Origin of the sequence: Streptomyces sp. NPDC096310, assembly GCF_044763125.1 — a bacterium.
In the GTDB taxonomy this organism is placed as follows: Bacteria; Actinomycetota; Actinomycetes; order Streptomycetales; family Streptomycetaceae; genus Streptomyces.
The window spans coordinates 17,056-42,368 of the sequence record NZ_JBIWFO010000016.1 but is presented as its reverse complement, the minus strand read 5'-3'; the positions used below and the strand labels follow the sequence as shown (position 1 = coordinate 42,368).

Annotated in this window: 19 protein-coding genes; 5 read left to right on the top strand and 14 right to left on the bottom strand. The window is 70.8% G+C overall.

Annotated elements, in window-relative coordinates:
• Positions 1 to 283: 283 nt before the first annotated feature.
• Complete coding sequence (locus ACIQ7D_RS25680; protein ID WP_403941258.1) at positions 284 to 1,237, top strand: bifunctional riboflavin kinase/FAD synthetase; 954 nt, start codon at positions 284 to 286, stop codon at positions 1,235 to 1,237.
• Positions 1,238 to 1,433: 196 nt separating this feature from the next.
• On the opposite strand, the gene ACIQ7D_RS25675 is transcribed toward ACIQ7D_RS25680, so the two are convergent.
• The 8 genes from ACIQ7D_RS25675 to eccE form a co-directional block, all read right to left on the bottom strand.
• Complete coding sequence (locus ACIQ7D_RS25675; RefSeq protein WP_403941256.1) at positions 1,434 to 2,453, bottom strand: ABC transporter ATP-binding protein; 1,020 nt, start codon at positions 2,451 to 2,453, stop codon at positions 1,434 to 1,436.
• Positions 2,454 to 2,799: 346 nt separating this feature from the next.
• The gene (locus ACIQ7D_RS25670) at positions 2,800 to 3,858 is read right to left on the bottom strand and encodes an ABC transporter ATP-binding protein (RefSeq protein WP_403941254.1); all 1,059 of its coding nucleotides are present in this window, start codon (positions 3,856 to 3,858) and stop codon (positions 2,800 to 2,802) included.
• The gene (locus ACIQ7D_RS25665; protein ID WP_403941252.1) at positions 3,855 to 4,859 is read right to left on the bottom strand and encodes an ABC transporter permease; all 1,005 of its coding nucleotides are present in this window, start codon (positions 4,857 to 4,859) and stop codon (positions 3,855 to 3,857) included. The genes ACIQ7D_RS25670 and ACIQ7D_RS25665 overlap by 4 nt, the downstream gene beginning before the upstream one ends.
• A complete protein-coding gene (locus ACIQ7D_RS25660; RefSeq protein ID WP_403941250.1) occupies positions 4,856 to 5,935 on the bottom strand; it encodes an ABC transporter permease in 1,080 nt (359 codons plus the stop codon). The genes ACIQ7D_RS25665 and ACIQ7D_RS25660 overlap by 4 nt, the downstream gene beginning before the upstream one ends.
• Before the next feature lie 3 nt (positions 5,936 to 5,938).
• Positions 5,939 to 7,849, bottom strand: coding sequence for an ABC transporter substrate-binding protein (locus tag ACIQ7D_RS25655; protein WP_403941248.1), 1,911 nt, complete (start codon positions 7,847 to 7,849; stop codon positions 5,939 to 5,941).
• 196 nt (positions 7,850 to 8,045) lie between these two features.
• The gene (locus tag ACIQ7D_RS25650; RefSeq protein ID WP_403941246.1) at positions 8,046 to 11,468 is read right to left on the bottom strand and encodes an SCO5717 family growth-regulating ATPase; all 3,423 of its coding nucleotides are present in this window, start codon (positions 11,466 to 11,468) and stop codon (positions 8,046 to 8,048) included.
• A 378-nt stretch (positions 11,469 to 11,846) separates the two neighbouring features.
• Positions 11,847 to 12,587 carry a hypothetical protein gene (locus tag ACIQ7D_RS25645; RefSeq protein ID WP_403941244.1) on the bottom strand — a complete coding sequence of 247 codons (741 nt, stop codon included), beginning with the start codon at positions 12,585 to 12,587 and terminating at the stop codon, positions 11,847 to 11,849.
• 107 nt (positions 12,588 to 12,694) lie between these two features.
• Entirely contained in the window at positions 12,695 to 13,978 is a 1,284-nt protein-coding gene (gene eccE, locus ACIQ7D_RS25640; RefSeq protein WP_403941242.1) for a type VII secretion protein EccE, read from the bottom strand.
• A gap of 200 nt (positions 13,979 to 14,178) precedes the next feature.
• Here eccE and eccB point away from each other — a divergent pair, with 200 nt between their 5' ends.
• From eccB to ACIQ7D_RS25620, 4 genes are all read left to right on the top strand, one after another.
• Positions 14,179 to 15,720 carry a type VII secretion protein EccB gene (eccB, locus tag ACIQ7D_RS25635; RefSeq protein WP_403941240.1) on the top strand — a complete coding sequence of 514 codons (1,542 nt, stop codon included), beginning with the start codon at positions 14,179 to 14,181 and terminating at the stop codon, positions 15,718 to 15,720.
• A 137-nt stretch (positions 15,721 to 15,857) separates the two neighbouring features.
• Complete coding sequence (gene mycP / locus ACIQ7D_RS25630; protein ID WP_403941238.1) at positions 15,858 to 17,105, top strand: type VII secretion-associated serine protease mycosin; 1,248 nt, start codon at positions 15,858 to 15,860, stop codon at positions 17,103 to 17,105.
• 423 nt (positions 17,106 to 17,528) lie between these two features.
• Positions 17,529 to 17,876, top strand: coding sequence for a WXG100 family type VII secretion target (locus ACIQ7D_RS25625; protein ID WP_403941236.1), 348 nt, complete (start codon positions 17,529 to 17,531; stop codon positions 17,874 to 17,876).
• Between the two features lie 57 nt (positions 17,877 to 17,933).
• Positions 17,934 to 18,242, top strand: coding sequence for a WXG100 family type VII secretion target (locus tag ACIQ7D_RS25620; RefSeq protein WP_403941234.1), 309 nt, complete (start codon positions 17,934 to 17,936; stop codon positions 18,240 to 18,242).
• A gap of 281 nt (positions 18,243 to 18,523) precedes the next feature.
• On the opposite strand, the gene ACIQ7D_RS25615 is transcribed toward ACIQ7D_RS25620, so the two are convergent.
• From ACIQ7D_RS25615 to ACIQ7D_RS25590, 6 genes are all read right to left on the bottom strand, one after another.
• Positions 18,524 to 18,757 (bottom strand): DUF397 domain-containing protein, encoded by a 234-nt coding sequence (locus ACIQ7D_RS25615; RefSeq protein WP_403941232.1) that lies wholly within the window; start codon positions 18,755 to 18,757, stop codon positions 18,524 to 18,526.
• A 112-nt stretch (positions 18,758 to 18,869) separates the two neighbouring features.
• Positions 18,870 to 19,328: a hypothetical protein gene (locus ACIQ7D_RS25610; protein ID WP_403941230.1), complete on the bottom strand. Its 459-nt coding sequence runs from the start codon at positions 19,326 to 19,328 to the stop codon at positions 18,870 to 18,872.
• Positions 19,329 to 19,494: 166 nt separating this feature from the next.
• Positions 19,495 to 20,424, bottom strand: a complete 930-nt coding sequence (locus ACIQ7D_RS25605) for a hypothetical protein (protein ID WP_403941228.1) — start codon at positions 20,422 to 20,424, stop codon at positions 19,495 to 19,497.
• Positions 20,425 to 20,628: 204 nt separating this feature from the next.
• Positions 20,629 to 21,636 (bottom strand): hypothetical protein, encoded by a 1,008-nt coding sequence (locus ACIQ7D_RS25600; RefSeq protein WP_403941226.1) that lies wholly within the window; start codon positions 21,634 to 21,636, stop codon positions 20,629 to 20,631.
• A gap of 114 nt (positions 21,637 to 21,750) precedes the next feature.
• Positions 21,751 to 22,830, bottom strand: coding sequence for a hypothetical protein (locus tag ACIQ7D_RS25595; RefSeq protein ID WP_403941224.1), 1,080 nt, complete (start codon positions 22,828 to 22,830; stop codon positions 21,751 to 21,753).
• A gap of 31 nt (positions 22,831 to 22,861) precedes the next feature.
• Positions 22,862 to 25,225, bottom strand: coding sequence for a hypothetical protein (locus tag ACIQ7D_RS25590; protein WP_403941222.1), 2,364 nt, complete (start codon positions 25,223 to 25,225; stop codon positions 22,862 to 22,864).
• Between the last annotated feature and the right edge of the window lie 88 nt (positions 25,226 to 25,313).

The window sequence follows — 25,313 nt, the reverse complement described above, 5'->3', positions numbered from 1 at the left end:
CAGCCCGGCACGGCGAAGAGCCTCGCCGTCTGCGGGTGATCCCTCGGGGTCCGCCGGGTGGCCGGCCCGGGGCACCCGCGCGGTGGGGGGGGCCGGCTCGCCCGCCCGCCCCACGGCCCCCTCCGAGAAGGATCCCTGTCCCACGGACGGCCCCTTCGGCCCCTTCAGCGGGGCGTGCGGAGTGCACCGCGGGGGCATTGGGGGGCGCGAGCGCGGGGCATGGCACTCTTAGCATTGCGTAACTGGAAATGACGTACATGGGTTCGGGCGAGGAGCGGTCTCAGTGCAGCGCTGGCGTGGCTTGGAGGACATCCCCCAGGACTGGGGGCGCAGCGTCGTCACCATCGGCTCCTACGACGGCGTGCACCGCGGGCATCAGCTCATCATCGGACGGGCCGTCGAGCGGGCGCGGGAGCTGGGCGTCCCGTCGGTCGTGGTGACCTTCGACCCGCACCCCAGCGAGGTCGTGCGCCCCGGCAGCCACCCGCCCCTGCTCGCCCCGCACCACCGGCGCGCGGAGCTGATGGCGGAGCTGGGCGTGGACGCGCTGCTGATCCTGCCGTTCACACTGGAGTTCTCGAAACTCTCGCCCGCCGACTTCATCGTGAAGGTGCTCGTCGACAAGTTGCACGCCCGCGCCGTCATCGAGGGGCCGAACTTCCGCTTCGGCCACAAGGCGGCGGGCAACGTCGCCGTCCTCGCGGACCTGGGCGCTTCGTACGACTATGAGGTCGAGGTCGTCGACCTGTACGTGAGCGGTGCGGCGGGCGGCGGCGAACCCTTCTCCTCCACGCTGACCCGCCGCCTCGTCGCCGAGGGGGACGTCGAGGGCGCGGCGGAGATCCTGGGCCGGCCGCACCGTGTCGAGGGCGTGGTGGTGCGCGGCGCGCAGCGCGGCCGCGAACTCGGCTTCCCGACGGCCAATGTGGAGACCCTGCCGCACACGGCGATCCCCGCCGACGGCGTCTACGCGGGATGGCTCACGGCCAACGGCGAGCGGATGCCCGCGGCGATCTCCGTGGGCACGAACCCGCAGTTCGAGGGCGTCGACCGGAGTGTCGAGGCGTATGCGATCGACCGGGTGGGGCTGGACCTGTACGGGCTCCACGTCATGGTTGACTTCCTCTCCTACGTGCGCGGGATGCAGAAGTTCGAGTCCATCGAGGCGCTGCTCGACGCCATGGGCGATGACGTGAAGCGCGCGAGGGCCCTGACGGAGGCGTACGACGCTTCGTAGGGAGGTACGGAGCCGGTCCCGCCGGGGGCTCCGTACGGGGCGTGACGCTGCCCTGTACCGCGCGCGCCGTGGTGCGTGATGCCGCCCTGTACCGCGCCCTGTGCTGACGCCCCGTACGGCGCGGCGGCGCGCCCCGTGACGTCACCCCGTATCGCGCCCCCTACCGCGGCCCCGTGGCGCGCCCGGCCGGGGGCCGTCAGTCCGCCGCCCGCCCCGCCGTCGCGACATGGCAGGCCACCTGCGCCCCGGAACCGCCCGTCAGTACCGGCAGCGGCGCCGTACGGCAGCGGTCCGCGACACCCGCGCGCTCCGCCGCGCCCGACGCGAGCACCTGGCACCGCGCGTGGAAGCGGCAGCCCTCCGGGATCCGGGACGGGTCCGGCGGCTCGCCCATGAGGACGACCGGGGCGCCGTCCGACTCCGGCAGCACCGAGAGCAGTGCCTGCGTGTACGGGTGCTGAGGCGCCGTCAGGACGTCCTCGACGGGGCCCGTCTCCACGATCCGGCCGAGATACATCACGGCCACCCGGTCCGCGATGTTCCAGGCGAGCCCCAGATCGTGCGTCACCACCAGCGCGGAGAGCCCGAGTTCGTCGCGCAGTGAAAGCAGCAGTGCCAGGATCTCGCCCCGTACGGAGGCGTCCAGGGACGCCACCGGCTCGTCCGCCACGATCATCTCGGGCTTCAGGACCAGCGCGCCCGCGATGACGACGCGCTGGCGCTGCCCGCCCGACAGCTCGTGCGGGTAGCGAAGGAAGAAGCGCTCGGGCGGCCGAAGCCCCGCGCGGGCCAGCGCCTCCGCGACGGCGGCGCGCTCGTCGCCCGGGTAGCCGTGGATCCGCAGGCCCTCGGCGACCGCGTCGTACACGGTGTGGCGCGGGTTGAGCGAACCGCTCGGGTCCTGGAGCACGAGCTGGACGCGTCTGCGGTACGCCTTGAGGGCACGCGAACCGTACCCCAGCGGCTCCCCGGCGAAGGCGACCCCGCCCGCCGTGGGCGGCACCAGACCGAGCAGCGAACGCGCCAGGGTGGTCTTCCCGCAGCCCGACTCGCCGACCAGGGCGACGATCTCCCCGGGGGCGATGTCGAGGTCTACCCCGTCGACGGCGCGGGCGGGCGCGGCGCCACGCCGCCCCTGAAAGGTCACGCTCAGCCCGGCGGCGGAGAGCAGCGCCGTCGGTGCGGGGTGCGGGGAGGGTGCGGGGGAGGTCGTCATGGCTGGCTCCTGAGGAATGGCCGTCCGGAGGCCGCACGGACCACAGGGGCGCGTCGCCGGACCGTACGGCGGTGGTGCGCGGCGCGTGGTGTGTACGAAGGGGATGGCGCGCGACGGGTCGTCCGGGCGAGGCGGTGCAGATACGTTCCGTCGCACGCCGTACGCCGCGGTGATACGTGCTCCGTAGGCGACCCCGTACCCGCCCCGTACGGCGCGCGGTACAGGGCGGTGCTCAGCGGGCCGTACGCGGCGTACGGCGCGACGCGTACGGTGGGCCGGCCGCACGGTGACGGCCACGTCGATCGTGGACGTCGCCGCGGCGCGGCGCGGCGTACGGCGCCCGCCGTCACGGCGACGGCTCCACGGTGCCCGCCGTGCCCGCCATGTCTGCCGCGATCGGCGCGCCCGCCCGTACGCACGCCGCGCTCCGCCCGGGGCCCACGTCGCGCAGTTCCTGGTCGTCGCGGGCGCAGGAGTCCAGCGCGACGGGGCAGCGCGGATGGAACGTACAGCCGGACGGCAGCGCCGCCGGATCCGGCGGGTCGCCGGGCAGCCCGCGCGGCGCACGGCGCGACGCGAGGTCCCCGATCCGGGGGAAGGCGGCCGAGAGGGCGCGACCGTAGGGGTGCTCCGCCGCGTCGTACACGCCCCGTGCGGGGCCCTCCTCGACGATCCGGCCCGCGTACATCACGGCGAGCCGGTCGCAGGTGTCCGCCAGCACGGCCAGGTCGTGACTGATCATCAGCAGGCTGATGTTCTTCTCGGCGACCAGTTGTTCGATCAGCCGCAGGATCTGCGCCTGGATCATCACGTCGAGCGCCGTGGTCGGCTCGTCCGCGACGATCAGGCGCGGATCGCAGGCGAGCGCCATCGCGATCATGACGCGTTGGCGCTGGCCGCCGGACAGCTCGTGCGGATACGCGTCGGCGCGGGCCGTGGAGAGCCCCACCTGCTCCAGCAGCTCGGCGGCGCGTGCCCGCGCGGCGCCAGGGGTGGCGCGCCCGTGCAGCAGCAACGGTTCGGCGATCTGGTCGCCGATCCGGTGCACCGCGTTGAGCGAGTGCATCGCGCCCTGGAAGACGATCGACGCGCCCGCCCACCGTACGGCGCGCAGCCGGCCCCACTTCATGGTGAGGACGTCCTCACCGTCGAGCAGGATCTCCCCCGAGAGCTTCGCCGCGGGCGGCAGCAGCCGGAGCAGCGCCAGGGCCAGCGTGGACTTGCCGCATCCGGACTCGCCCGCGATGCCCAGCTTGCTGCCGGACTCGACGGTCAGGTCGACGCCCCGTACGGCGGGCACGGCGGTGGGCCCCGTGCCGTACGTCACCCGGAGGTTCCTGACCTCCAGCAGGCTGACGGCGCCTCCCGCGCCCTCCTGCGGGGTCACGCCGGTCGTGTTGGTCAACGGGGAACCCCCAGCTTCGGGTTGAGCACGGCCTCGACGGCACGGCCGCAGAGTGTGAAGGCGAGCGCGACGAACGCGATCGCGATACCGGGCGGCGCCAGGTACCACCAGTGCCCGGACGACACCGCGCCCGCCTCGCGCGCGTCCTGGAGCATGCCGCCCCACGAGATGATGATCGGGTCGCCGAGGCCGAGGAAGGCGAGCGTCGCCTCCGTCAGGATGGCGCTGGAGATGCCCAGCGTCGTCTGGGCGAGGACCAGGGGCATCACATTGGGCAGCACGTGGCGCGTCATGACGTGGCGGTGTCCGCCGCCGAGGGCGCGAGCCCGTTCGATGTACGGGCGGGACTCGACGGCGATCGTCTGCGCCCGGACCAGCCGCGCCGTCGTCGGCCAGCTCGTGACTCCGATCGCCAGGATCACCGTCCAGACGGACCGGGACATGACCGTCGCCAGCACGATGGCCAGCACCAGGGTCGGCATGACCAGGAACCAGTCCGTGATCCGCATGACCACGGTGGCGAACCAGCCGCCGTAGTGCCCGGCCACGACACCGATCAGTGTGCCGATGGCCACCGAGAGCGCCGCGGCCAGCAGGCCGACCGTCAGCGAGACCCGCGCCCCCCAGATCAGCAGCCCCAGCAGTGACCGGCCGAACTGGTCCGTACCGAGCGGGAACGCGCCGCTGGGCTTCTCCAGGGCCGTTCCCGGCGCATCCGTCACACTCGCCACGTCGCTGCCGACGAGCAACGGCGCACCAAGGGCGAGCAGCGCGATGAGGGCGAGCCCCGCGAGGCCGAAGAGCCCCGCACGGTGCGTGCGGTACTGCGCCCAGAAGCGGGCCGCCGAGCCGCGCCGCCGCGCCCAGGCGAGCGCTGCGGCGGACGGCGGCGTATCCGACGGTGCGGCACTCGACGGCTCCGCACCCGAGGGCCCGGCATCGGACGACGAGGCCGACCCGGGCGGGACGGGCGGCGTCGGCGGGGTCTTCTCCAGAGTCATCGGCCCACCCGGGGATCGAGCAGCGGATACAGCAGGTCGGCGAGGAGGTTCATCAGGATCATCGCCCCGGCGAAGACGACGAACAGCCCCTGGACGAGGGGCAGGTCCGGCACGCTCAGCGCCGAGTAGAACAGCCCGCCCAGCCCTGGCCAGGAGAACACCGTCTCGACGAGGATCGAACCGGCCGCCACATGACCCAGGTTGATGAAGACCATCGTGACGGTGGGCAGCATGGCGTTGGGCACCGCGTGCCGGCGGCGTACCAGGTCGTCCCGCAGGCCCTTCGCGCGCGCCGTCGCCAGATAGTCGCTGCCCATCTCGTCCAGCAGGGAGGACCGCATGACGAGCAGTGTCTGCGCGTAGCCCACCGCGACCAGCGTGGCCACTGGCAGCACCATGTGATGTGCCACGTCCACGACGTACGCGAAGCCGGTCGTGTCGCCCGACTCCATCCCCCCAGTGGGGAACATGCCGGGGATCGGCCCTATACCCACCGAGAAGAAGATGATCAGCAGCAGTCCGAGCCAGAAGGCGGGTACGGACCACAGGGTGAGCGCCACGCCGGTGTTGAGCCGGTCGCCGAGGCTGCCGTTGCGCCACGCGGAGCGCGTACCGAGCCAGAGACCGAGCGCCGAGTAGATCACCACGGCGACGCCCGTGAGCAGCAGCGTCGCGGGCAGCTTCTGGACGATCAGCTCGCCCACCGGCGCGTGGAACTGGTACGAGGTGCCCAGATCACCGCTGAGCGCCTTGGCACAGTAGTCGGTGAACTGCTGCCACAGCGGCAGATCCAGACCGAACTGGCGGCGCAGCGTCGCCAACTGCTCGGCGGACGTCGGAACCCCGTGGGTCATCGCCTTGACCGGGTCGCCGGGGAGGACCCGGAAGAGGAAAAAGCTGGTGACGAGGACGGCGAAGAGCGACACGAGCGCCCCGCCCAGCTTCCCCGCCATATAGAGCGGATACGCGGTCCTGGTGCCCGACGCGGCGCTGGCGGCGGGGCCGGACGGCCCGGTCCCCACCGGGCCGCCCCCCGCGGCGTCGCGCACCGTACCGGGCGTGCTCGCGGCGCTCATGGGCTATTCACGGTCTTCCGCGGTGGACCGGCGCCGCAGTACGAAGAAGCCCCCGAGCGCCGCCGCGACCACCACCACGGCGCCGATCCCGATCAGCACACCGGTCGAGGAGGAGCCTCCCGAGCCGTCGCCGGCGTCGGCGGGCGTCGCGGACCACCAGCTCCAGTAGCCGTCCTGGCCCCAGATGTTCCCGGCGGTCTCCGGCATCGTCGTGATCGACTTGATCTGGTCGGTGCGGTACGCCTCGACCGCGTTCGGATACGCCATGACGTTCATGTACCCGGTGTCGTACAGCCGTGACTCCATCTGCTTGACGAGATCCGCCCGCTTGGCGGTGTCGTACTCCGCCGACTGCCGCGCGTACAGCTCGTCGAACTTCTTGTCACAGATGAAGTTGTCCGTCGCGCCGCTGTCCTTCGGCGTGGCGGGCAGCGACCCGCAGGTGTGGATGGAGAGGACGAAGTCGGGGTCGGGGTTGACGGACCAGCCGTCGAAGGCGAGGTCGTAGTCACCGGCCAGCCAGGGGTCGGAGACATTGTCGAGGCACTCGACCTTCAGCCCGATGCCGAGCGTGCCCCACCACTCCTGGAGGTATTTGCCGATCGACTTGTCGTTCGGGTCTGTGGCATGGCAGAGGATCCGGAAGTTCAGCGGCTTGCCGTCCTTGCCCAGACGCTTGCCGTCGCCGTTCTTCCGGTAGCCGGCGTCGTCGAGCGTCTTCGCCGCCGCGGCCGGGTCGTACGCGATCTTCTGGCTGTCCGAGGGCTGCCAGAAGTACGACGCGAAGCGCGGCGGGATGTACCCCTGGCCCTCGACCGCGTACCCCTGGAAGACCTTGTCGATGATCGTGCCGCGGTCCACGGCCTGGAAGAGCGCCTTGCGCACCGCCGGGTCGAGCAGCGCGGCGTTCCCGTTGCCGAACTCCTTCCCGTCCTTCGACCGTGCGCCCGGGTTGGTGGCGAGCGCGTAGAAGCGCCGCCCCGGGGCGTTGTTCACCTTGATGTCCTTGGCGCTCCTGAGCGCCGTGGCCTGGGCCGGGGTCAGGTTGGAGGCGAAGGACACCTCGCCCTTCTGGAGCGCCGCGACGGCCGCGTCCCCGTCCTTGTAGTACTTGAACACCAGTTCGTCGAACTTGGGGGCGCCACGCCAGAAGTCCTTGTTGGGCTTGAGCCTGACGTACTGGTCGACCTTGTAGTCCGTGATGACGAACGGACCGTTTCCGACGATCGGGAACGTCTTGTCGTTGTTGAACTTCGAGAAGTCACCGACCTTCTCCCAGATGTGCTTCGGCACGATCGGCACGTCGAGCGCCGTCATGGTCGCCTGGGGCTTCTTCAGCTTGACGACCAGCGTGGCGGGATCGGGCGCGGTGACCTGATCGAAGTTGGCGGTGAAGTTGCCGTTGGCCGTGGCGGCGTTCGGGTCCGTCATCATCTTGTTGAACGTCCAGGCGGCGTCCTCGGCCGTCGCCTTCTTCCCGTCGGACCACTTCGAGTCCCCACGGATGGTGAACGTCCACGTCAACTTGTCGGCGGACGACTTCCACGCGGTCGCGAAGCCGGGGATCGGGTGCGCGTCCTTCGGGTCATAGTTGACGAGGTATTCGTTGGCCAGCCGCAAGATGCTGGTACTGGTCAGCCGCTGCGCCAGGAACGGGCTGAGCGAGTCGATGCTCTGGCTGACCGCGACGGTGAGCACGTTCTTGCCGTCGGCGGCCCGGGCCTGCTGCGGCGCCGGGAGAAGCGGGCCGAGCGGGACCACCGATCCGGCGACCAGCGCAGCGGAGGCGGCGACGGAGGCCAGGAGATGACGGAGGCGGGGACGGCTGCGCTGCCGTACGGGGCGGGGTTCGGGCCGGTGCACGGGCCGGGGCGCGGCCTGCCGCGGCGTACGCGGCGGAACTCTTTCGACCATGGGACGGTGACCTCGTGTTGTCGCTCGCACGGAGAAGCCGGGTTGATGCTGGTTCGTCAACTGGTGAAGCGAAGGTTTATCAGCGCTTCCCTGCCGCGTCAACGGCCGCCCAAACCCCGTGTGGTCTGCGGGAATGCGCTGAGGGGCCGCACCGTGAAGACGGTGCGGCCCCTCATTGGTCTCTACCTCTGACGCCCTACTGCTGAGACGCTGGCGGTGCCCCTGGGGGCTGCTGCTGGGACCACCAGGCCGGCGGTACGGGGCGCCGCCGTTCGGGTTCCTCCGGCGGGTCCGCGGGCGCGGCGTGCGGCGCGGCGTGCGGGGGGCGCAGACCGTACGAGTCCGGATCGGCCGACTGCCCGGGCTGGGGCTGCGGCGGCCCCGCCGGGCCTGCGGGGGACTGCGCCTGGGAGGGCGGGGACTGCTGCCACCCCTGCTGGACACCCGGACCGGGCTGCGGCCCGGCGTACGGCTGCTGCGGCGGGTACGGGTATGCCGGAGGCTGCTGCTGAGGAGGGTACGGGGGCTGCGCCTGCTGCGGCACCGGCGGCTGCGGGTACTGCTGAGGCGGATACGGCTGGCCCTGGACCGGCTGGCCCGAGTGCGGCTGGCCCTGGACCGGCGCCCCGTACGGCGCCTGACCGTGCGTCGGCTGCCCGTACGGCGGGCCCTGCGGCGGCTGTCCGTACGGCGCCGTTGCCTGCCCCTGGGCCGGCTGGCCCTGGTAGCCCGGCATCGGCGGCGCGAGGTGCGGCGGCGGCTGGCCGTCCGCCGTCCACAGCCCCTGCGCCTGCTGCGCCCGTACGAAGTCCTCGGCGACCAGCGCCGAAAGGTTGAAGTACGCCTCGCGCGTCTTGGGGCGCATCATGTCGAGGTCCACCTCGGCGCCCGCCGAGAGGTGCTCGTCGAACGGCACCACGACGACGCCGCGGCAGCGCGTCTCGAAGTGCTGCACGATGTCGTCCACCTTGATCATCTTGCCGGTCTCGCGGACCCCGGAGATGACCGTCAGGGACCGCTGTACGAGATCGGCGTACCCGTGCGCGGAGAGCCAGTCGAGGGTCGTCGACGCACTGCTCGCACCGTCCACGGAGGGCGTCGAGATGATGATGAGCTGATCGGCGAGGTCCAGCACGCCGCGCATCGCGCTGTAGAGCAGGCCGGTGCCCGAGTCCGTGAGGATGATCGGGTACTGCTTGCCGAGGACGTCGATCGCGCGCCGGTAGTCCTCGTCGTTGAACGTCGTGGAGACGGCCGGGTCCACGTCGTTGGCGATGATCTCCAGGCCGGACGAGGCCTGCGAGGTGAACCGGCGGATGTCCATGTAGCTGTGAAGGTGCGGGATAGCCTGCACCAGGTCCCGGATGGTCGCCCCGGTCTCGCGCCTCACACGGCGGCCGAGCGTGCCGGCGTCGGGGTTGGCGTCGATCGCCAGGATCTTGTCCTGCCGCTCGGAGGCGAGCGTCGAACCCAGCGCGGTCGTCGTCGTGGTCTTGCCGACGCCGCCCTTGAGGCTGATGACCGCGATCCGGTAGCAGGAGAGCACCGGCGTACGGATCAGGTCGAGCTTGCGCTGCCGCTCGGCCTCCGCGGCCTTCCCTCCGATCTTGAAGCGGCCGCCGGACGGGCCCCGGCTGCTCTTGGCCTTCTGCTTGTTGTTGCGTAGCAGCCGGTCCGAGGACAGTTCCACGGCCGCCGTGTAGCCGAGCGGAGCGCCCGGTACGGAGCGTTCGCGGTGGTCGGGCGCGACGGCGGAGGGCCACCCCGCGCCGGTACGGGGATCGACGGGCGGCGCACCGGGCGCGGCCTGCGGCAGCGCCTGGTGGAGCTGGTGCGGCGTGGCGGGCGCGGGCGGATGGGGCCCCGGTGCGGACGGCGGTACGGAAGCGTCCGAGCCCGGCCCGCCCTGCTGCTGAGGGAATCCGTAACCGCCCTGCTGAGGGAATCCGTAACCGCTCTGCGGCGCGGGCGGATGCGCCCCGGTCGCCGGGACGGGGAGGCCCGGGTGCCCCTGCTGGGGGAAGCCGTAACCGGCGGGCGGTACGGGAGCGTTCTGGGCCGGAAGCTGCGGCCCGGGGCCCGTCGGAGGCGCGGACGCCACGGGCGGCAGCGAGGCGGGCGGCTGCGGCGCGGGCGGTACGGGGGCAGGCGGTACGGGAGAGGGCGGCACCGGTACGGCGGCGGCGGCCGACGGGCCCCCGGCCGGGATCGCCTGCTGGGGGAAGCCGTAGCCCCCCTGCGGCTGCTGCGGGGCGGGGGGCAGCGCGGGCCACGCGGGCGCGCCCTGAGGCTGCCCCTGAGGCGTACTCGGAGGCTGAGCCTGGGGCTGGTCCAGGGGCTGCGCCTGCGCCTGGGCCGCAGGAGGCGGGCTCTGCGGCGAGGCGGACTGCTCGGCGGACTGCGCCGATACGGGCCACTGCGGTGCAGCCGTCGGCGCGGCCGGCTGGAACGCGGGCGGGAGCGGCGGCAGTCCGGCGCCCGGTCCGGCGCCCGGCTGGGGTGCCCAGGGCTGGGCCGGCGCGGGGGCCGGGGGGGTGTCATGGGGCTGGTCGGCCGGGAACGCGTCCTGCGGGACGGCGTCGGCGACCTCGGCGTCGGCCGCACCGGCCGCGGCGTCCGCCGGCTCGGCCGCGGGCACCGCGTCGGAGGGCTCGTCGGCGGCGTTGTCCTTCAGAGACGCGGGGATCGCGTCCGAGATGCCGTCGTCGGCGGTCTCGGAGACGGCCCCGGCAGGCGCCCTGGAAGGGGCTTCCGGCTCAGGGGCGGGCTCGGGAGCCGCGTCCGATGTCGCTCCGTCCGTGGCGCCGTTGTCCGCGCCCGGTTCGGCCGGACCCGGCGCGACGTCCGGCGCCGTGACCCCGTCGGTCGCGCCGTCGTCGGCCACTGCCCCGTTCGCACCGTACGGGGCGGTGGATGTCTCTTGAGAGGCGGACGCTCCGGACGGGGCGCTCGTGTTCTCCGCCGCGCCGGTGTCCGTCGCCCCACCGTCCGGCCCGTCACCGGGCGTACTCGGCGCGCCGCTCGCGTCCTTCACGTCCGCCGGGGCGGCGCTGTCCGCACCGTCCCCACCAGTCCGCGTACCCGCACCCGTGGCAGGCTCCGGCCGTGCGTCGGCGTTCGGCCGTGTGTCGGCCTCCCCCGGTGCCGACGCGCCGTCCTTCGCCGCCTCGTGCTTCTCCATCTCACGCTTCAGCGCCGTCGGGGAGAACCGCATCGTCGCGCCGCTCTCCACATCGCCACCACCGAACGGCTCCGGCGCTCCGGACGCGGAGGCCGCAACCGCCGGAGCCACGGGTTCCGCGGCGCGGGCAGGCTCGGCCCCGGGCTGCGGCGCGGGCGGGGAAGGAGGCTGCGGCGCCCAGTTGGGTTCGAAGCCGCTGCCCGCGGGCAGCCCCGGCACCGCGACGGGCGCGCCGCCGGGCGGCGGGGGAGAGTTCGTGAAGGCCGGTGCGCTCGTCGCACCACCACCGGTCGTGTCCCCCGGCGCGTTCTGCGTGTACCAGGCGGGCGGGGTGTAGTCGATGGTGAACTCACCCGTCATCTCGGGCTCCGCGTCGGACTGATCGTCCGCGGCGGGCCGGTTCCAGCCGCCGCGGATCTCGTCCCGATCGCCGTTCACTTTGCCTCCTGGTGTGGTCGAGCACCCTTGTGCCGTGGTGGGTGGGGGCGGCCGAAATCCGTCACTCCGGTCCGCCCGGCTCTTCCCCTTGCGGCGCGGCCGGTCTGCCCGCAGGTTCTCTGCTCCCGCGCCCCCACCCACCCTAATCGCCAACGGCGCCGATACGGCAGGGCGGACCGCCCCGTCAACGCCCGTCCCGCACCTCGCCTCCTGCCCCCAAGTGGGCCTCGTGGCGCGGAGCGTGGGATTCCGGCGCTGTACGGGGCGGGTACGCCGGGGTACGAGGGCGCGCAAGAGTGGCCGAATCGGTACATCGGCCACCGCGACGGCGGGCGGAACCGCACCGGGCGCGCGGCATCGTGCGCGTATCGCGCCGCCTCAGTCCATCCGGCGCGCGCTGCCCAACAATCCGGTCTCGGCGTCCGTCGCCTGCGTCATCACGAACTGCCGGTCCCGCGCGGTGCACCAGAGGGTGACCCCGTCGGAGAGCGTCGACAGCGCCTCCGCCTCGGCGCGCGGCAGGCTCATGATCCGGCCGATCTGCGCCGCCTCGTCCGGCGACACCCGCTGGAGGCCGACGAGCGCCGACTTCTCCATCAGCCGCGGTGCCACCGGGCTGAGATACGGCAGCAGCGTCAGCACCGACTGCCACGGCGCCGACACCACGCGCCCGCGCGGCGGCCGCATCCCGCAGTCCCGCACCACGATCACCGGGCTGCCGGCCGAGGCGCCCTGCGGCGGCACCCGCCCCACATCGTGCAGCGTGATGCAGGGCGTCCCCCCACCAGCCGCCTGCGCGAGCCCGGTCCAGACATGCGCCCGGCCCGTCTCCACCGCGATCCGCGCACCGGTCGCCGCGGCCCGCAGCACCAGCACCTGGGCCGTCCACAGGCCGCCGATCAGGGTGATGTCGTACGGAGTCGGCCGGTTGACGCCGAGCACGGCGGGCCGGTTCCCCGCGTCCACGCCGATCACCACCCCGTCGTCCCCGACCGGCAGCGCGAGCGCCTCCAACTCGTCCAGGGAGAGCGCGTGGCGCTCACGGCGGGGCCCGAGCAGCCCGAAACCGATCCGCGGCTTCCCCCGGCCGCTGACCGGCTCGCGCATCCTCGCTGGCATCGAAGCCGAATCCCCCGCCGGACCCGGACCCGGACCCGGACCCGCGCCCGGAGCGGAAGTCGATGCCGGCGCGGGTACGGGCGCGGCCCCCGTTGTCGGAACGGACATCAGCGAGTACCCCCGAGTGGAAGAGTGGCGAGCATCGCGGGCACCTGCTCGCGGTCCAGACGCACCAGCCCGGTCTTCACCCCGCGGGCCGCACGCTCCAGTTCATGACGGGCGGTCACCAGCTCCTCGTCGCTGCGCCCCGTGATCCGGACGTGTCCGCTGACCGTCACCCCCTGCCGCTCCTCGCGCCCCAGCGTGAGACTGAAGGTCGTGGCCAGCGCCGGGATCGAGGTGAGCAGGGCGACGAGCTGAGGCATCGGCGCACCACCCCCGCCCAGCTCCGGCCAGCGTGCCACCCAGTACGAGGTGTGCCTGCGGTCGTCGCAGCGCCAGGTGCGCGCCGTCTCCATCGTCCGCCGCGCGGGCGTCTCCGTACGCCCCGCCTGCGCTATCGCCAGCGGATTGGCGCATGACGAGACGGCTATCGCCGCGGTCAGCTCCTGCTCGGTCAGCACCGCCGCGCGGAATCCGGCTCCCGCCAGACGGCTGGAGAGCTGGTCCGCCGCGCGCACCACACACTTCTGGGCGCCCAGCAGGCCGCCGCCCCGCGCCGCCACCGCTTCGGGGCAGAGTTCGGGGTCGAGCTTGAGCGCTATCCACGTGATCCGCACGGCAGGGGAGCCCGTCTGGGCCTGCAGTGGCGCGTAGTTGCGGGCCGCCACCGACTGCTCCGGCAGATGCGGGGCGGGCGCGGGCTGCGTGTGCTGCACGATCTGGGCCGACTCCAGCCGTACGTCGTCCACGTCCAGCGCGTCCCGTACGAGACGGACCGGCAGCGGTCTGGTAGAGCGGTCGGGGCGCAGTGCCGTGGTGTCCGACTCGATCTGGAGCACCACCGTCAGGAACGTACCGTCGCCGATCATCCCGACCGGGCGCCGGTCACGGTCGCTGTACGCGTACGTACGCAGCGCCGGGTCACACTCCACGGCGGGCGCCAGACCCGGCTCCGTACCGGCGGGAAGCGCCAGGGAGGCGGCCCTGCGCGTCCGGGCGCGCAGCGCGAGGGCCGTCGCGAGCCAGTCGGGCAGCGCGCGCCTGTGCCTGCGTACCAGGGCGAGCAGCACCAGCAGCGTGGCGAGCACACCGGCCGGGAGCAGCAGCAGAGGACTGATCACCCACGCCACCAGCAGCAGAGCAGCCGCCAGCTCGATCAGTACCAGCTGTTGCATTCGAAAAGGTCCGAAATGCCCTGGCCGCGCCTTCAGTCCGGGCGTCGCCTGGCCTGGGGAGGCGGCGGTGGACGGCGCCGTCGCGGCAGGCCGCGTCTGCGTCGCTGAAGCCATGATGGAGAAACCCCCCAATTCGTCCCGATCACCCTGGCCGACCAGGGTGTTGGCAGCCCGGTCACCCTACCCGCCCCACCACCGCGCCCGGTCTACAGGCATAGTAGGGGCCCGGTCCGACAGTCAGGCAGGGCCCGGGGGCCATGCCGACGTGCCCTGCCCCCGGGGGCGACCGAGCCTTTTTTCACCGATGGGGACTCATGGCATCACGGCGGGATGAGCTCAACGCGTACACCTTCGCGAAGAAGCGCACGGTGGCCGCATTTCTCCAACCCTCGGCCACCGCGGCGGAGGAGGGCGCGCCCAGACCCTTGCGCGCCGTCGTCCCCGGTCTGATCGTCGGTGCGGTGATCCTGGCGGGGTTCGGCGCGTGGGGCATGTTCAAGCCCACCGCGCCCAAGGACTGGGCCGAGCCGGACACCAAGGTGATCGTCGGCAAGGACTCCACCACCCGCTACGTCGTACTGAGCACCGGCAAGGGGAAGCAGAAGGAGACCCTCCTCCACCCCGTGCTGAACCTCGCCTCCGCGCGCCTTCTGCTCACTCCGAAGGAGTTCGCGGTCATCCAGGTGCCCGACAAGATCCTGGACGCGGGCAAGCCACCGCGCGGCCCCATCCTCGGCATTCCGTACGCGCCCGACCGGCTGCCCAGCGACACGGAGGCGGCCGAACCCAAGCGGTGGGCCGTCTGTGAGCAGCCGGGCGGGGGCAAGGGCGGCAGCGTACAGAAGGCCGCGTTCCTCTTCGCGGACCGCGACTTCGCCAGGACGGAGGGCGGGCAGCGGCTGACCGGCGCCCAGGTGCTGTACGTGAAGGGACAGAAGGGCGACCGGTACCTGGTCGACGCCGAGGGCACGAAGTATCTGGTGCGCGACAAGCCGAGCGACAACCTCACCCGCGCGCTCGTCGGCGGCCGGGAGCCGCAGGCCGTCACCGACGACTGGCTGGACACACTGCACACCGGCAGCCCCGTCGACTTCCCCGAGATCCCGGGCGAGGTCGCCGCGGACGCGGGGGTCGGCGGCGGGCTCACCGAGGAGCAGGACCGGGTGGGGAAGGTGCTGCTCGCGCAGACCGGCGCGGGGCCGCAGCACTACGTCGTCCTTCAGGGGAAGGTTCAGCCGGTGTCGGAGTTCACCGCCTGGCTGCTGATCAACTCCCCGCAGACCGGCGACCTGGACATGGGCGGCAAAGCCGACACCGTGGACGCGCAGTCGCTCACACCGGAGACGGAGCCCTTCGGCGCGGAGAACCGCTGGCCCGAACGGCGCACCACCCAGGTCAACACGGAGAGCGGTGAGGCCGCCCGCGACACCGTGTGCAGCGTGCTCCGCTCCGTCGACGACAAGGGCCGCGCAACGCTCTCCACCTGGGCCGGCACGGAGTACCCCGCGGATGTCACCGCGGCGGGCACGAGCACCTACGTCACCCCGGGCAGCGGGCTGCTCTACACGCAGGTGCGGGGGCGGCAGACCCACCCCGACGGTTCGCTCTTCCTGGTGACGGACACCGGACTGCGGTACGCGGTCCAGGCGAACGGGGACAGCGACGCCGCGCGTTCGGAGATCGGCACGGGGGAGGGGCAGGAGCAGCAGGACGGCCGCCCCGAGCCCAGCGCCGCACAGATACGGCTCGGCTACGAGAAGGTCACCCCGGCGCTGGTCCCGATCGCCTGGTCGGAGTTCCTGTCGAAGGGGCCGCGCCTCGACACCAACAGCGCACGCCAGCCGCAGGGCTCGTGAGGGAGGACCGGGACCTGATGCCTGACGTACGCATGCCTCACGTACGCATGCCTCACGTACGCATGCCTCACGTACGCGTGCCCGACGTACGCGTGCCGGACACGCGCGCGGCTCACGTGCGCGCGAAAACCGCCCTGGTGGCCGCTGTGACGGCCCTGACGGGGCTGGCGGCCCTCTCTCCGGCCCACGCGGCCGAGCCGCCCGGAGAGGGGCCGGCAGTGGCGTCCTGGGGCCTCGGGATCGACGGCAGCGGCGAGTGCTCGTTTCCGATGAAGAAGCAGATCGAGGGCACCCCCTGGCCGCTCCAGCGCGTGATCCTCGACGAACTGTGGGCGGACACCAAGGGCAAGGGCGTGCGCGTCGCGGTCATCGACACAGGGGTCGACAACACCAACCGGCAGCTCAGGAAGGCCGTCGACACCTCCGCGGGAGCCGAGTTCCTCGCCAAGAAGATGGAGAAGGGCGCCGACGGCGACGGTACGGACGACAAGGTCGGCCACGGCACCAAGGTCGCCGGGATCATCGCGGCGCGCCCCCGTAAGGGCACCGGGTTCGTCGGACTGGCCCCTGAGGCCACCATCATCCCGATCCGCCAGAACGACGAGAAGAACAGCGGCCAGGACACCACCATGGCCAAGGCGATCGACCACGCGATCACCGAGAAGGCCGACATCATCAACATCTCCCAGGACACGACGAAGCCGTTGACGGAGGACTCCGCCCTGGGCCGCGCCGTACGCCGCGCGCTCGACCAGGAGATCGTGGTCGTCGCCTCGGCCGGCAACGACGGTGTCGACGGGCGGCGCAAGAACACCTACCCGGCCGCCTTCGAGGGCGTCCTCGCGGTCGCCGCCTCCGACCGCAACAACGAGCGCGCCGCGTTCTCCCAGTCCGGCGCGTTCGTCGGGGTCGCGGCGCCGGGCGTGGACATCGTCTCCACGGTCCCCGGCAACGGCCAGTGCGTCGACAACGGGACGAGTTTCTCCGCCCCGTACGTCGCGGGCGTCGCCGCGCTGCTGCGCGCCAAGCACCCGGGGTGGAAGGCGCACCAGATCGTCGCGCAGATCGAGCAGACCGCCGAACGCAGCGTCAACGGCCATGACGACTTCATCGGCTGGGGCGTCGTCGACCCGCTCCGTGCGCTGACCGAGGACGACCGCGCGCCCGAGTCCCCGCGCCCCGACCCGGGCCCGCCCAAGGCGCCCGCGCCGGAGCCCGCGCACCTCGCGCTCTCCGAGACGGCCCAGGAACGGTCGGAACGGTACGCCACGTACGCCCTGGGGATCGGCGGAGTGCTCGTCGCGGTCGTCGCCGGCTCGGCCACGGTCCTGCGCGACCTGCGACGGCGCGGCGCACGGCGCCGTCGGCCGCGACAGCGGGCCTGAGGCGCCGCAGTACGAGGGCGCCCCACTTTGCGATGGGTGATGAGTTCCGGGGAGTGAAGTCGATCTCTCTCCCGAAACCGGTGTTGGGGCCGAGGGGGGATATGGCTAAAGTGACCGTGGCTTCACGAGTGCGATGAGGCCCATGGGGTCGACGGGGGTCATGGGGGACCTGACATGGCGGGGGACATGCTGGACGGCGGAGGAGATTCCCGCCGTCCGGGCAGCGACGCGTACCGCCCCCTCCGACGGGAAATCCATCCTCACCCATTGCTTCCCCCTCTTCTGAGACACGGGGGCAAGCGCGACGTACGTACGGCAACGTCCGGGGAACACACCACGGCCGGTTCCGGCGGCGCGCGCGAAGAGAAGAAGCCCGGCGGCGATCGCGTGTGCCGGGCCGGGAACCGATAGATAGGACTCCGGATGAGCAGCCCCGCAGGTGGGTTCGGACTTTCAGACGACCCGATCGTCCAGGCGAAGAACAAGATCACGGAGACCAAGCAGCAGGTCTCCAAGCAGGCCAGGGAACTGGCCGACATCATCGCGACGGTCAACGCCGGATGGACGGGTGTCGGCGCCTCCGGCTTCGTCTCCGCCCAGGTGATGATCAACGAGGATCACGACGCGATCCTCCGTCTGCTCACCGTTCTGGAGAACGCCGTCGGCCAGACGAAGAACCTGAGCAATGAGCAGGACGACGAGGTCCGGGCCCAGTTCGCCGCCGCCAGGACCGAGGCCTCCCAGAACACGTCGGGTCTCAACAACATCTGACCCGACCGATCCGCTCGCGGCCATACGGCCGATCGACCACACATCGAGGAGAACAACATGGCCGGCACAGATCCGGGCACCCGGGTACGGTACGAGAGCGTCCAGGAGATGGCCAACCGCATCCGGACGGTCTCGAAGAACATCGTCCAGGACCTGGAGGAAATGGACCAGGCGCTCAAGGTGGTCACCGACACGTGGGACGGTGAGGCGCACCGTGAGTATGAGGGAATCCAGCGCAAGTACAAGGGCAACGCCACGCACATGCGGGATCAGTTGGAGAAGGTCGCCAAGCTGATCGAGGGCGGCAAGGACGGGTACCGCGCCACGGACGTGAAGGCGTCGCGGTTCTTCACCGAGGCGTACTGACCGGCCCAGGCCGGGACGGACGGGCCGAAAGCACGGGGAGGGGCACGCACCGTACCGGGCGTGCCCCTCGGCCGTCCTCCAGTCACCGTACGGCTCACCGGTGCCCTGCCGGCCCCGCGAGCCCTTGCCGGCCCCACGGGGCTCCTGCCGACGCCCACGGCCCCACGGGGCCCCTGCCGACGTCCACCGGGCCCCTGCCGACCTCACGGCCCCTGCCGGCCCCGCGCAAGCCCTGCGCGGCCCCCACGGGGCCCTGCCGGGCCCTCACAAGGCCGCCCGGCTCACTTCAGGTCGAACTCCCCGTCCCGCGCGCCGAGGACGAACGCCCGCCACTCGGCCTCGGTGTACCGCAGCACGGTGTCATGGTCCATCGACGACCGCATCGCGACGGCCCCGTCCGGGAGATAGGCGATCTCCACCCGCTCCTCGTCCGGGCTGGTGCCGGGAGCGCCCTGCCACTCCACGCCACTGATGTCCAGCGCGTACAGTTCGTCCTTCTCCTGCTGAGTACCCATCAGGGGCCTCCCCTTCTTCGTCACGGTACGGAGTTGCAGACCAAGGTATCCGTAGTCGGCGGCGTCCTTCACGCCGGATACGGCGCATCCCCCTCCTCTGCGCTCCAGGGCGTCAGGAGGTGAGGTCCAGAAACCTGGCCGGAGTGGATCTGGCGGCTCCTGACAGCGTGAGATTGGCCAAGTTGGCGCCGGTGAAGACAATCGCAATGGAGAGATCGACCGGCTCGGCCGGACCGGTCACCTCGACGATCTGCCGCCTCCTGCTCCCGCCCCCCTTCCGGGCGACACCTACACGTACGCCTTCACGGGCCAGGACATGGGCCCTTTCCGCGTCGCGCGGCCGTGCAGTCGTACGTATGCCCGCCGTGGCCAGACGCAGCGAACGGCCCTTCCTCGTCAGGGCCCACCGTCTTCTGCTCAGGACGACGGGCGTGCTGCCCACCCGGAATTCCATGAACGACAGGGACGGGCGGCTGCCGTCCGGGAAGCCCTCGAACGACGATGCGGGGATGTGCTCACCGTCCACGCCGACCCGGGCCCAGGTGTTCCCCCGGGCAATGGGACAGGTCACCTCGATTCGTTCGTAAACCTCCGAGGTGCCGCGCCACCCGAACTGCTGCGTACTGCGATGGCCCTGCCGGGTCTCCCATGCTTCAAGTGTGAACGAGGTGCTGTCCGTTGTTCTCGTGGACCTTCCAATACGGAGTGAGGGGAGCCCCGGGGCGGCCGGAGTTCCGTCACGCGCAGTCGAGAGCCCCGTGAGCGGCCTTGACGAAGAGATCACTCAGACCCTTCTCGGACGGAAACCCCGTCGCCGCGCGCTCCTTCGGATCCCAGGGGTAGTCGACGTTGTCGAGCAGGAAATACGTCTCCTCGCCCCCGCACACGGCCTTCTCGACGTGCCGGTCTTTCAGCGACACGGCCAGAACCGGGTCCTTCACGACGGCCAGCCTGGTGAACGGGCCGTTCCGCTCGTCCTCCGTGAAGGAAAGGTCGCAGAACCACGCGCTGTCGAGGTCGCCGGACGTCCGCTCCTGTACGGACTGCCCTTTCGGCCCTGTGACCTTGCCGAGCCGGAAACCGGGCAGTGAGCAGACCTCGTCGGAGTCCGTCGTGGAGGCGGCGGACGCGGCCCGTACGTCGCCCGGCGCGCCCGCGGCCCTCGCGTCGCAGTCCGACTCGGCGGTCCACGAGGCGGCGGCCGTCGCGAGGAGCCGGGCCAGGGCCGCCGGCTCCGCCGTGCCGCTCCACATGCGAGCCCGGACCACCGTCCTGTCACCCGGAGCCGCCGAGTCGGCGAGTGCTGTGCAGGACGAGGGCAGCAGGAGCCAGCCGCCCCGCTCGTTCGCCGAACCGGGCAGGGCCCCGGCGACGATGTCATCGCCTGCGGACATCGCCCAGGTTCCCCGTTCGAAGGGGAAGGCGGCGTTCTCCGAAGAGACCTCCAGCGAGAACCGCACGTCGCCGGCGCCCGGTCCGACGGCCGTCCGTTCGACCGTGCACCCTTGATCCTGGCCGGCGTCCTCGCTGGTCAGCCGCCCCGTACCGGGGAAGGCCCGTTGGACGTCGTCGGCCGACAGCCTGCCGTGACAGACTTTCTCCGGGCCGAAGGTGTTGCTGTTGAAGATGAGGAACAGCCCGCCGGCGAGCGCGAGAACAGTCAGCACGACAGCGGCCGACCCTTGTGCGCGTCGGGAGCGCGGCATACGTACGGGCATGGAACGTCAATCCCATCCGAGGTTGATCGCGACATCGCCGCGAAGAGCTGGAACAGGACCGCTCAGCCTCTCCGGCGGTCACGTATTTCTTCGAGTGGCATCTGAAGGGATATCTGAAGGGGCATCTGAAAGGGGACTTCGCGTACGGGCAGTTCACTCACCCAGCGAGCGAAACGCGGCGTTGTAGGCAGCGTCGGCGGAAGCGCGGCAGGTCCGCACCAGACCGTCCAGCGTCCCGTCGTCCGTCTTCCTGGCCACCGACCAGATCTCCACGAGCCGGATACCTTGGTCCCGCAGGGCGGGGAAGGCTTCCTCGGTCTTGGCCGAGCGCACCGTGGATCTCCATGTCCCCACGAGGTGGCGGACGGGATCGTCCGTGTACGAGGGCGGCTGGACCGGTCCGTCCTCCAGCTTCGCCACCACCGTGCTCCGCCAGTCCTCCGCGTCTTCGCCGTCGCGGCCCCGCAGCACGTCCGCTGCCACGGCGTCCAGAGTCGCCAGCACCCGCGCGCTGATCGACGCGGGAGCGGACAGGTCGACGCCACGGGCGTCCTCGGCCACGTCCGACAGTGCCTCGGAGGCGCGCAAGGTCTGAGCGTCGCGCACGGCGACGTACGCGAGCGGGTCCTCCGACACCGCTCGGGCGATCCGGAGCAGACTGTCCCGGGGCACGGCCATGTGATAGCCGTCCTTCTCCTGCCAGGCACCCGCGGACGGGGCGCCGTTCTTCACGTACACGGCGTCTCCGGTGCCGAGAAGGGCACGGACGTCGCCCGCGTAGTCCGCCAGCGCGTCAGCCACGGGACCACGGAGAGCGGGATCGATCGTGTGGTCCCCGCGTCGCTCGACGTCCTTGGCGAGCGCCGACAGCACCGTTCTCATAGCGAGGGCCTGCCCGGAGGTGTGCCGGCCCGACGCATCGGCGACGGTTGTCTTCCGGATGGCCTCGCCGAGGCCCGCACAACTCATCCCGGACCGGCTCTCCTCGCCGAGCACCTCCTGGACCCGCTGGTCCGCGAGGAGGCCGTCGCAGGCCGTCGGGCTCTCGCCGCTCCCGAGGAGCTGCCATGCGCCGAGCCCGCCGACCGCGGCCAGGGCGACAGCGATCACCAGACCGGTGGTGCGGAGTCGGCGCATACAGCGAGGGGGCTGTTCGGGCATGACCTTCCTTACGGTTCACGAGCTTGGTGCTTTCACGAAGCGGGCTGTCCAAAGCTCGGTCGAAAACACGAGGAACACCCGTGCACCGTAACGACAGGAATGTCCGACACGCGGCTAACGCCTGGGGACGCTGATGTCGGGGCAGTGGTGTTTCTTCCCTGCGGCATCGACGAACGACTGGAAAAGCTTCCGATTGTTTTCAGTGTAGTGATCTTTCCCTTGGTCCAGGTTCAGATCCCGGTACTCATCGTTCCAGTTCATTCCGAAATAGACGCTGGTGTCGCCGCACTTCAGTACCGCGCTGTCCGGATTGATCCTGCCTGTGCCGTTCGGCAGATCACGAAAATCCTTCTGCCGAAGGGTTGCCTTCGTGATGTCCGCGTCGGAAGTCACCGAGAAGGAGGCCTGCGACTCGCTGGATCCGCTGAACCGGACATCGCACGCCCAGGTCTCCGCGGAATCTCCGGCCGTGCGCTCCTCGCCCTTCTCCGCCTTCCCGCTGACGAAAGCGGAACCGGGGAGCGCGAACCCGGCCAGACCACAGGCGTGCCCCGGATCCGTCTCCGTCCATGTCCCCGCGTCCCGCAGGCCGGGAGCCATGGCCTTCCCGCCACCGGAGCACCCCGCGACGTCGGCCACGCGCTGAGCCGTACGCGCGAGCATGCCGGCCAACTCTTCGCGACCCGCCTCGCCTTGGTCCAGAACAGCTTCCACGGTGGTCACGCTCTGCGCGTTTCCGGGCGAAGGGTTTCCCCGGTAGAGCATCCCCACCCGGTCCCAGCAGGATTCCGGCAGCATGATCCAGCCTCGGGTGTCCGAGACCGCACCGGTGGCTCCGCCGGTGAAGAACGACATGCCGGCGGGGTCCGGCCAGGCGCGCGTCTGGAACTGGAAGTCCGCCTTCTTCGTACGGGTGCTCAACGTGACCTTCATGTCGTCAGTGCCGAGGAGGAAACTGGTGCGCTGAATCGTGCAGTGGAATTCCGGAGCGTCGGCGCTGCCGCCCTGGGAGGCCGTCTGGGAGATCCTTCCCCTGGTGTCCAGTACGGAGGCGATGTCGGAGGACTCTATTTTTCCTCCACAGAAGTTCTGTTCCCCGAAGAGATCGGTGTTCCACCAGGTGAACATTCCACCGAACGCCAGCAGGCTCAGGGAACAGGCCATCACGAGAGGTTTGAGGAATTTCTTCTTCATCGTGCACATCTCCGGGTGGGTGTCACGTCGGTCACTTTCGTTCCCGCAGAGCTTCGAAGGCAACCTGCCGTCCGCTGTTGTAGCTCTGCTGTGCTTCCCTCTGCGCGGCTCCGACGGAGGCACTGTCGAGATTCTTCTCCTCGCCCCATGCCGAGAAGTAACCGTCGAGGGCGTCCTGGGCCACATCGTTCTTGTTGCTGAGGTTTTCCCGGGCGAGGAGCCCCTGTTCGGCGAGAACGGCGGACTGCCATTCGTTGAGTCCGATGTCGACCGTCCGCTGCGCCATGTCGCCGATGACCGGGATTCCCGTGATGAGTCCGCCACCTACGTGGTAGCCGTAGAACCGTTTGTCGGTGGCCTCGCTGTTCGCGGTGTCCCGCTCGCCGAGATCCAGGTCGCCGCCGACCGCCGTGAGAGCGCCGAAGACCTCTCCCGCCTTGCCGGCCCGGTTCTCCAGCGTCTTGTCGTCCGACAGATTCTCCCCCGCGAGCTGCTCGGACACGTAACCCTGCTGTGCCTGATAGAGAAGGGTGAAGTTCGTGGACTCCTCGGAGCCGTCCGGAACCTCGGAGACACCGCGCATGAGCCGGAGCAGACTGCTCCGGCTGTTCTGGATCTGAGACGCGTCGCCCGCGGCCAGTTCGTCCCCCTTGCCGGTCCTGCCGCCGGGGGCGTCACCGGTGATGATGTCGACCATGTCGGGGGAGTACGAGGCGAGTGCCCGGGCGAGCGGATCACGGAGAGCGGCGTACTCCTCCCCCTTGAGGAGTTCGTCCCCCTTGCCGACCCGCTCGTTGTTCCCCTCCTTCCCTTCGGCGTCGCCGTAGTCGATGAGGTTGATCGTGTCGTGCATGATGCGGGCCTCGGCCTCGGAATGCCGGCCGAACTCCGTACCCGGCGCGCCGGGCTCACGCCCCGTAGTGGCGGACTCCAGCGCGAGTCCCAGTCCGGCCCGGACGTCTCCGTCGAAGGTGTCGCTGCCGGTCCGCTCGATGTTGCCGCTCCAGGTCGTGGTGTCGACCGTGTCCCAGTCCCGCTCACGCAGCAGGTATTCCAGTCGGTCCTTGTTCCCGTCCGCGGCCGGGTCGAGGTACCCGGTGGAAGCCTCCGGATCACGGCTCATGACCTTGAGGGCTCCGTCGACGGGGTCGTTGGCGAACCAGCCGTCCTCCTTGCCCTCGAACTTTCCGTACAGATCCCAGATGTCCTTGTCCTTCTTCTCCGCGGCGATCATGTCGTCCGTGACATCGCCCAGGAACTGAGGCGAATAGCCGCCGCCCTGTTGCATGAGAGTGACCAGGCTCTGGTAGCCGCGGACCTGCTGGCCGTGACCCGTTCCGATAGCGATCTTGTTCCCGGCCGCGTCGAGGTCGTACTTCTCGACTCCGGCCTTGGTCAGCCCGTCGCGGAACTCGTTGTAGAACTTCGCGTCGGACGTCTTCGACCACTCGCTGAAGGCTTTCTGGTACTCCTTCGTCCCGTACGGGAGGACGGTCGGCTTTCCGTTGCTGTCCGTGCCCTTGAACTCCGGTACGCGCGTCGCGCCGGCCAGCGTCCGGGAAAGGCCCTGCGTGATGTTCTTGAAGTCGGACCGCTGACCGCGGTCGCCGGAGTGGGACAGATCGTTGAGCTTGTTGCTGAGCTGGAGTGTGCCCGCGGGGCCCAGACCGTTGAGGAACGTCTGGCTGAAGGCCTTGTTGTCGGAGTTGTCGCGGAACGACCTCTGGAATTCCGTCCACTCCGCCGGGGAGACCTTCTCGCCGTTGTTGATCCGGGTGGCGATCTCCTTCTGGTTCTCGGCCTCGTACAGCTCGATGTCGCCCTTGGCGTGGGCGTTGAATCCGGTGCCGAGTGTCTCGTCGTTCTTGTCGCCGACGGAGTCCACGACCACCGCTTCGAGAGCCAGCTTGACGCCCTTGTCCGCGTCGTCGACCGCCTTGACGCAGTCGTCGATGTGCTTCGCCCAGGACTGCTCGACGCTGCGGAGGTCGGGGTCGTGCTGGACGGCGCGGCGCTCGGAGTCGGTGAGCTTCGAGTAGTCGTACGAGACCGTGCCGTACTCGGAGACCTTCATGCCGGCCTTGACGGCGTCGTCCCGGGCCGACGCGACCCGCTTCTTGAGGTCAACGAACTGCTCGTGGGCGTCTCGCAGCAGGCCGGCTATCGCCTTGGCCTGTTTCTGGGCCGCCGCGTACTCGTAGCGGGTCGCCGCGAAGTTGGTGTAGGCCGCCGTCGCGCTGGCGCCCAGCCAGTTCGGGCCCATGGTGACGGACTGGACGCTGTCCTTGTAGCGGTCCTCGACCTTCTTGAATTCACCCGCCATGCCGTCGAACTTGCCCGCCGCCGTGGTCAGCAGCTCGAAGTCGGTCGTCATGACGTCTTCGTACGTCAGCATGCTCTCTCTTGCTCCCCCGTGAGAAAACCGGTGCCGATCCAGGTTCCGGCCCGTGTCCGTGTACGTGTTGTGGTGCGAGTCGGCGGTC

Coding starts and splice junctions, on each gene's coding strand:
- eccE (WP_403941242.1), bottom strand. CDS start 13,978: ATGGCTTCAGCGACGCAGACGCGGCCTGCCGCGACGGCGCCGTCCACC.
- ACIQ7D_RS25590 (WP_403941222.1), bottom strand. CDS start 25,225: ATGCTGACGTACGAAGACGTCATGACGACCGACTTCGAGCTGCTGACC.
- eccB (WP_403941240.1), top strand. CDS start 14,179: ATGGCATCACGGCGGGATGAGCTCAACGCGTACACCTTCGCGAAGAAG.
- ACIQ7D_RS25675 (WP_403941256.1), bottom strand. CDS start 2,453: ATGACGACCTCCCCCGCACCCTCCCCGCACCCCGCACCGACGGCGCTG.
- ACIQ7D_RS25655 (WP_403941248.1), bottom strand. CDS start 7,849: ATGGTCGAAAGAGTTCCGCCGCGTACGCCGCGGCAGGCCGCGCCCCGG.
- ACIQ7D_RS25645 (WP_403941244.1), bottom strand. CDS start 12,587: ATGCCAGCGAGGATGCGCGAGCCGGTCAGCGGCCGGGGGAAGCCGCGG.
- ACIQ7D_RS25595 (WP_403941224.1), bottom strand. CDS start 22,830: ATGAAGAAGAAATTCCTCAAACCTCTCGTGATGGCCTGTTCCCTGAGC.
- ACIQ7D_RS25665 (WP_403941252.1), bottom strand. CDS start 4,859: ATGACTCTGGAGAAGACCCCGCCGACGCCGCCCGTCCCGCCCGGGTCG.
- ACIQ7D_RS25615 (WP_403941232.1), bottom strand. CDS start 18,757: ATGGGTACTCAGCAGGAGAAGGACGAACTGTACGCGCTGGACATCAGT.
- ACIQ7D_RS25625 (WP_403941236.1), top strand. CDS start 17,529: ATGAGCAGCCCCGCAGGTGGGTTCGGACTTTCAGACGACCCGATCGTC.
- ACIQ7D_RS25620 (WP_403941234.1), top strand. CDS start 17,934: ATGGCCGGCACAGATCCGGGCACCCGGGTACGGTACGAGAGCGTCCAG.
- ACIQ7D_RS25660 (WP_403941250.1), bottom strand. CDS start 5,935: ATGAGCGCCGCGAGCACGCCCGGTACGGTGCGCGACGCCGCGGGGGGC.
- ACIQ7D_RS25600 (WP_403941226.1), bottom strand. CDS start 21,636: ATGCCCGAACAGCCCCCTCGCTGTATGCGCCGACTCCGCACCACCGGT.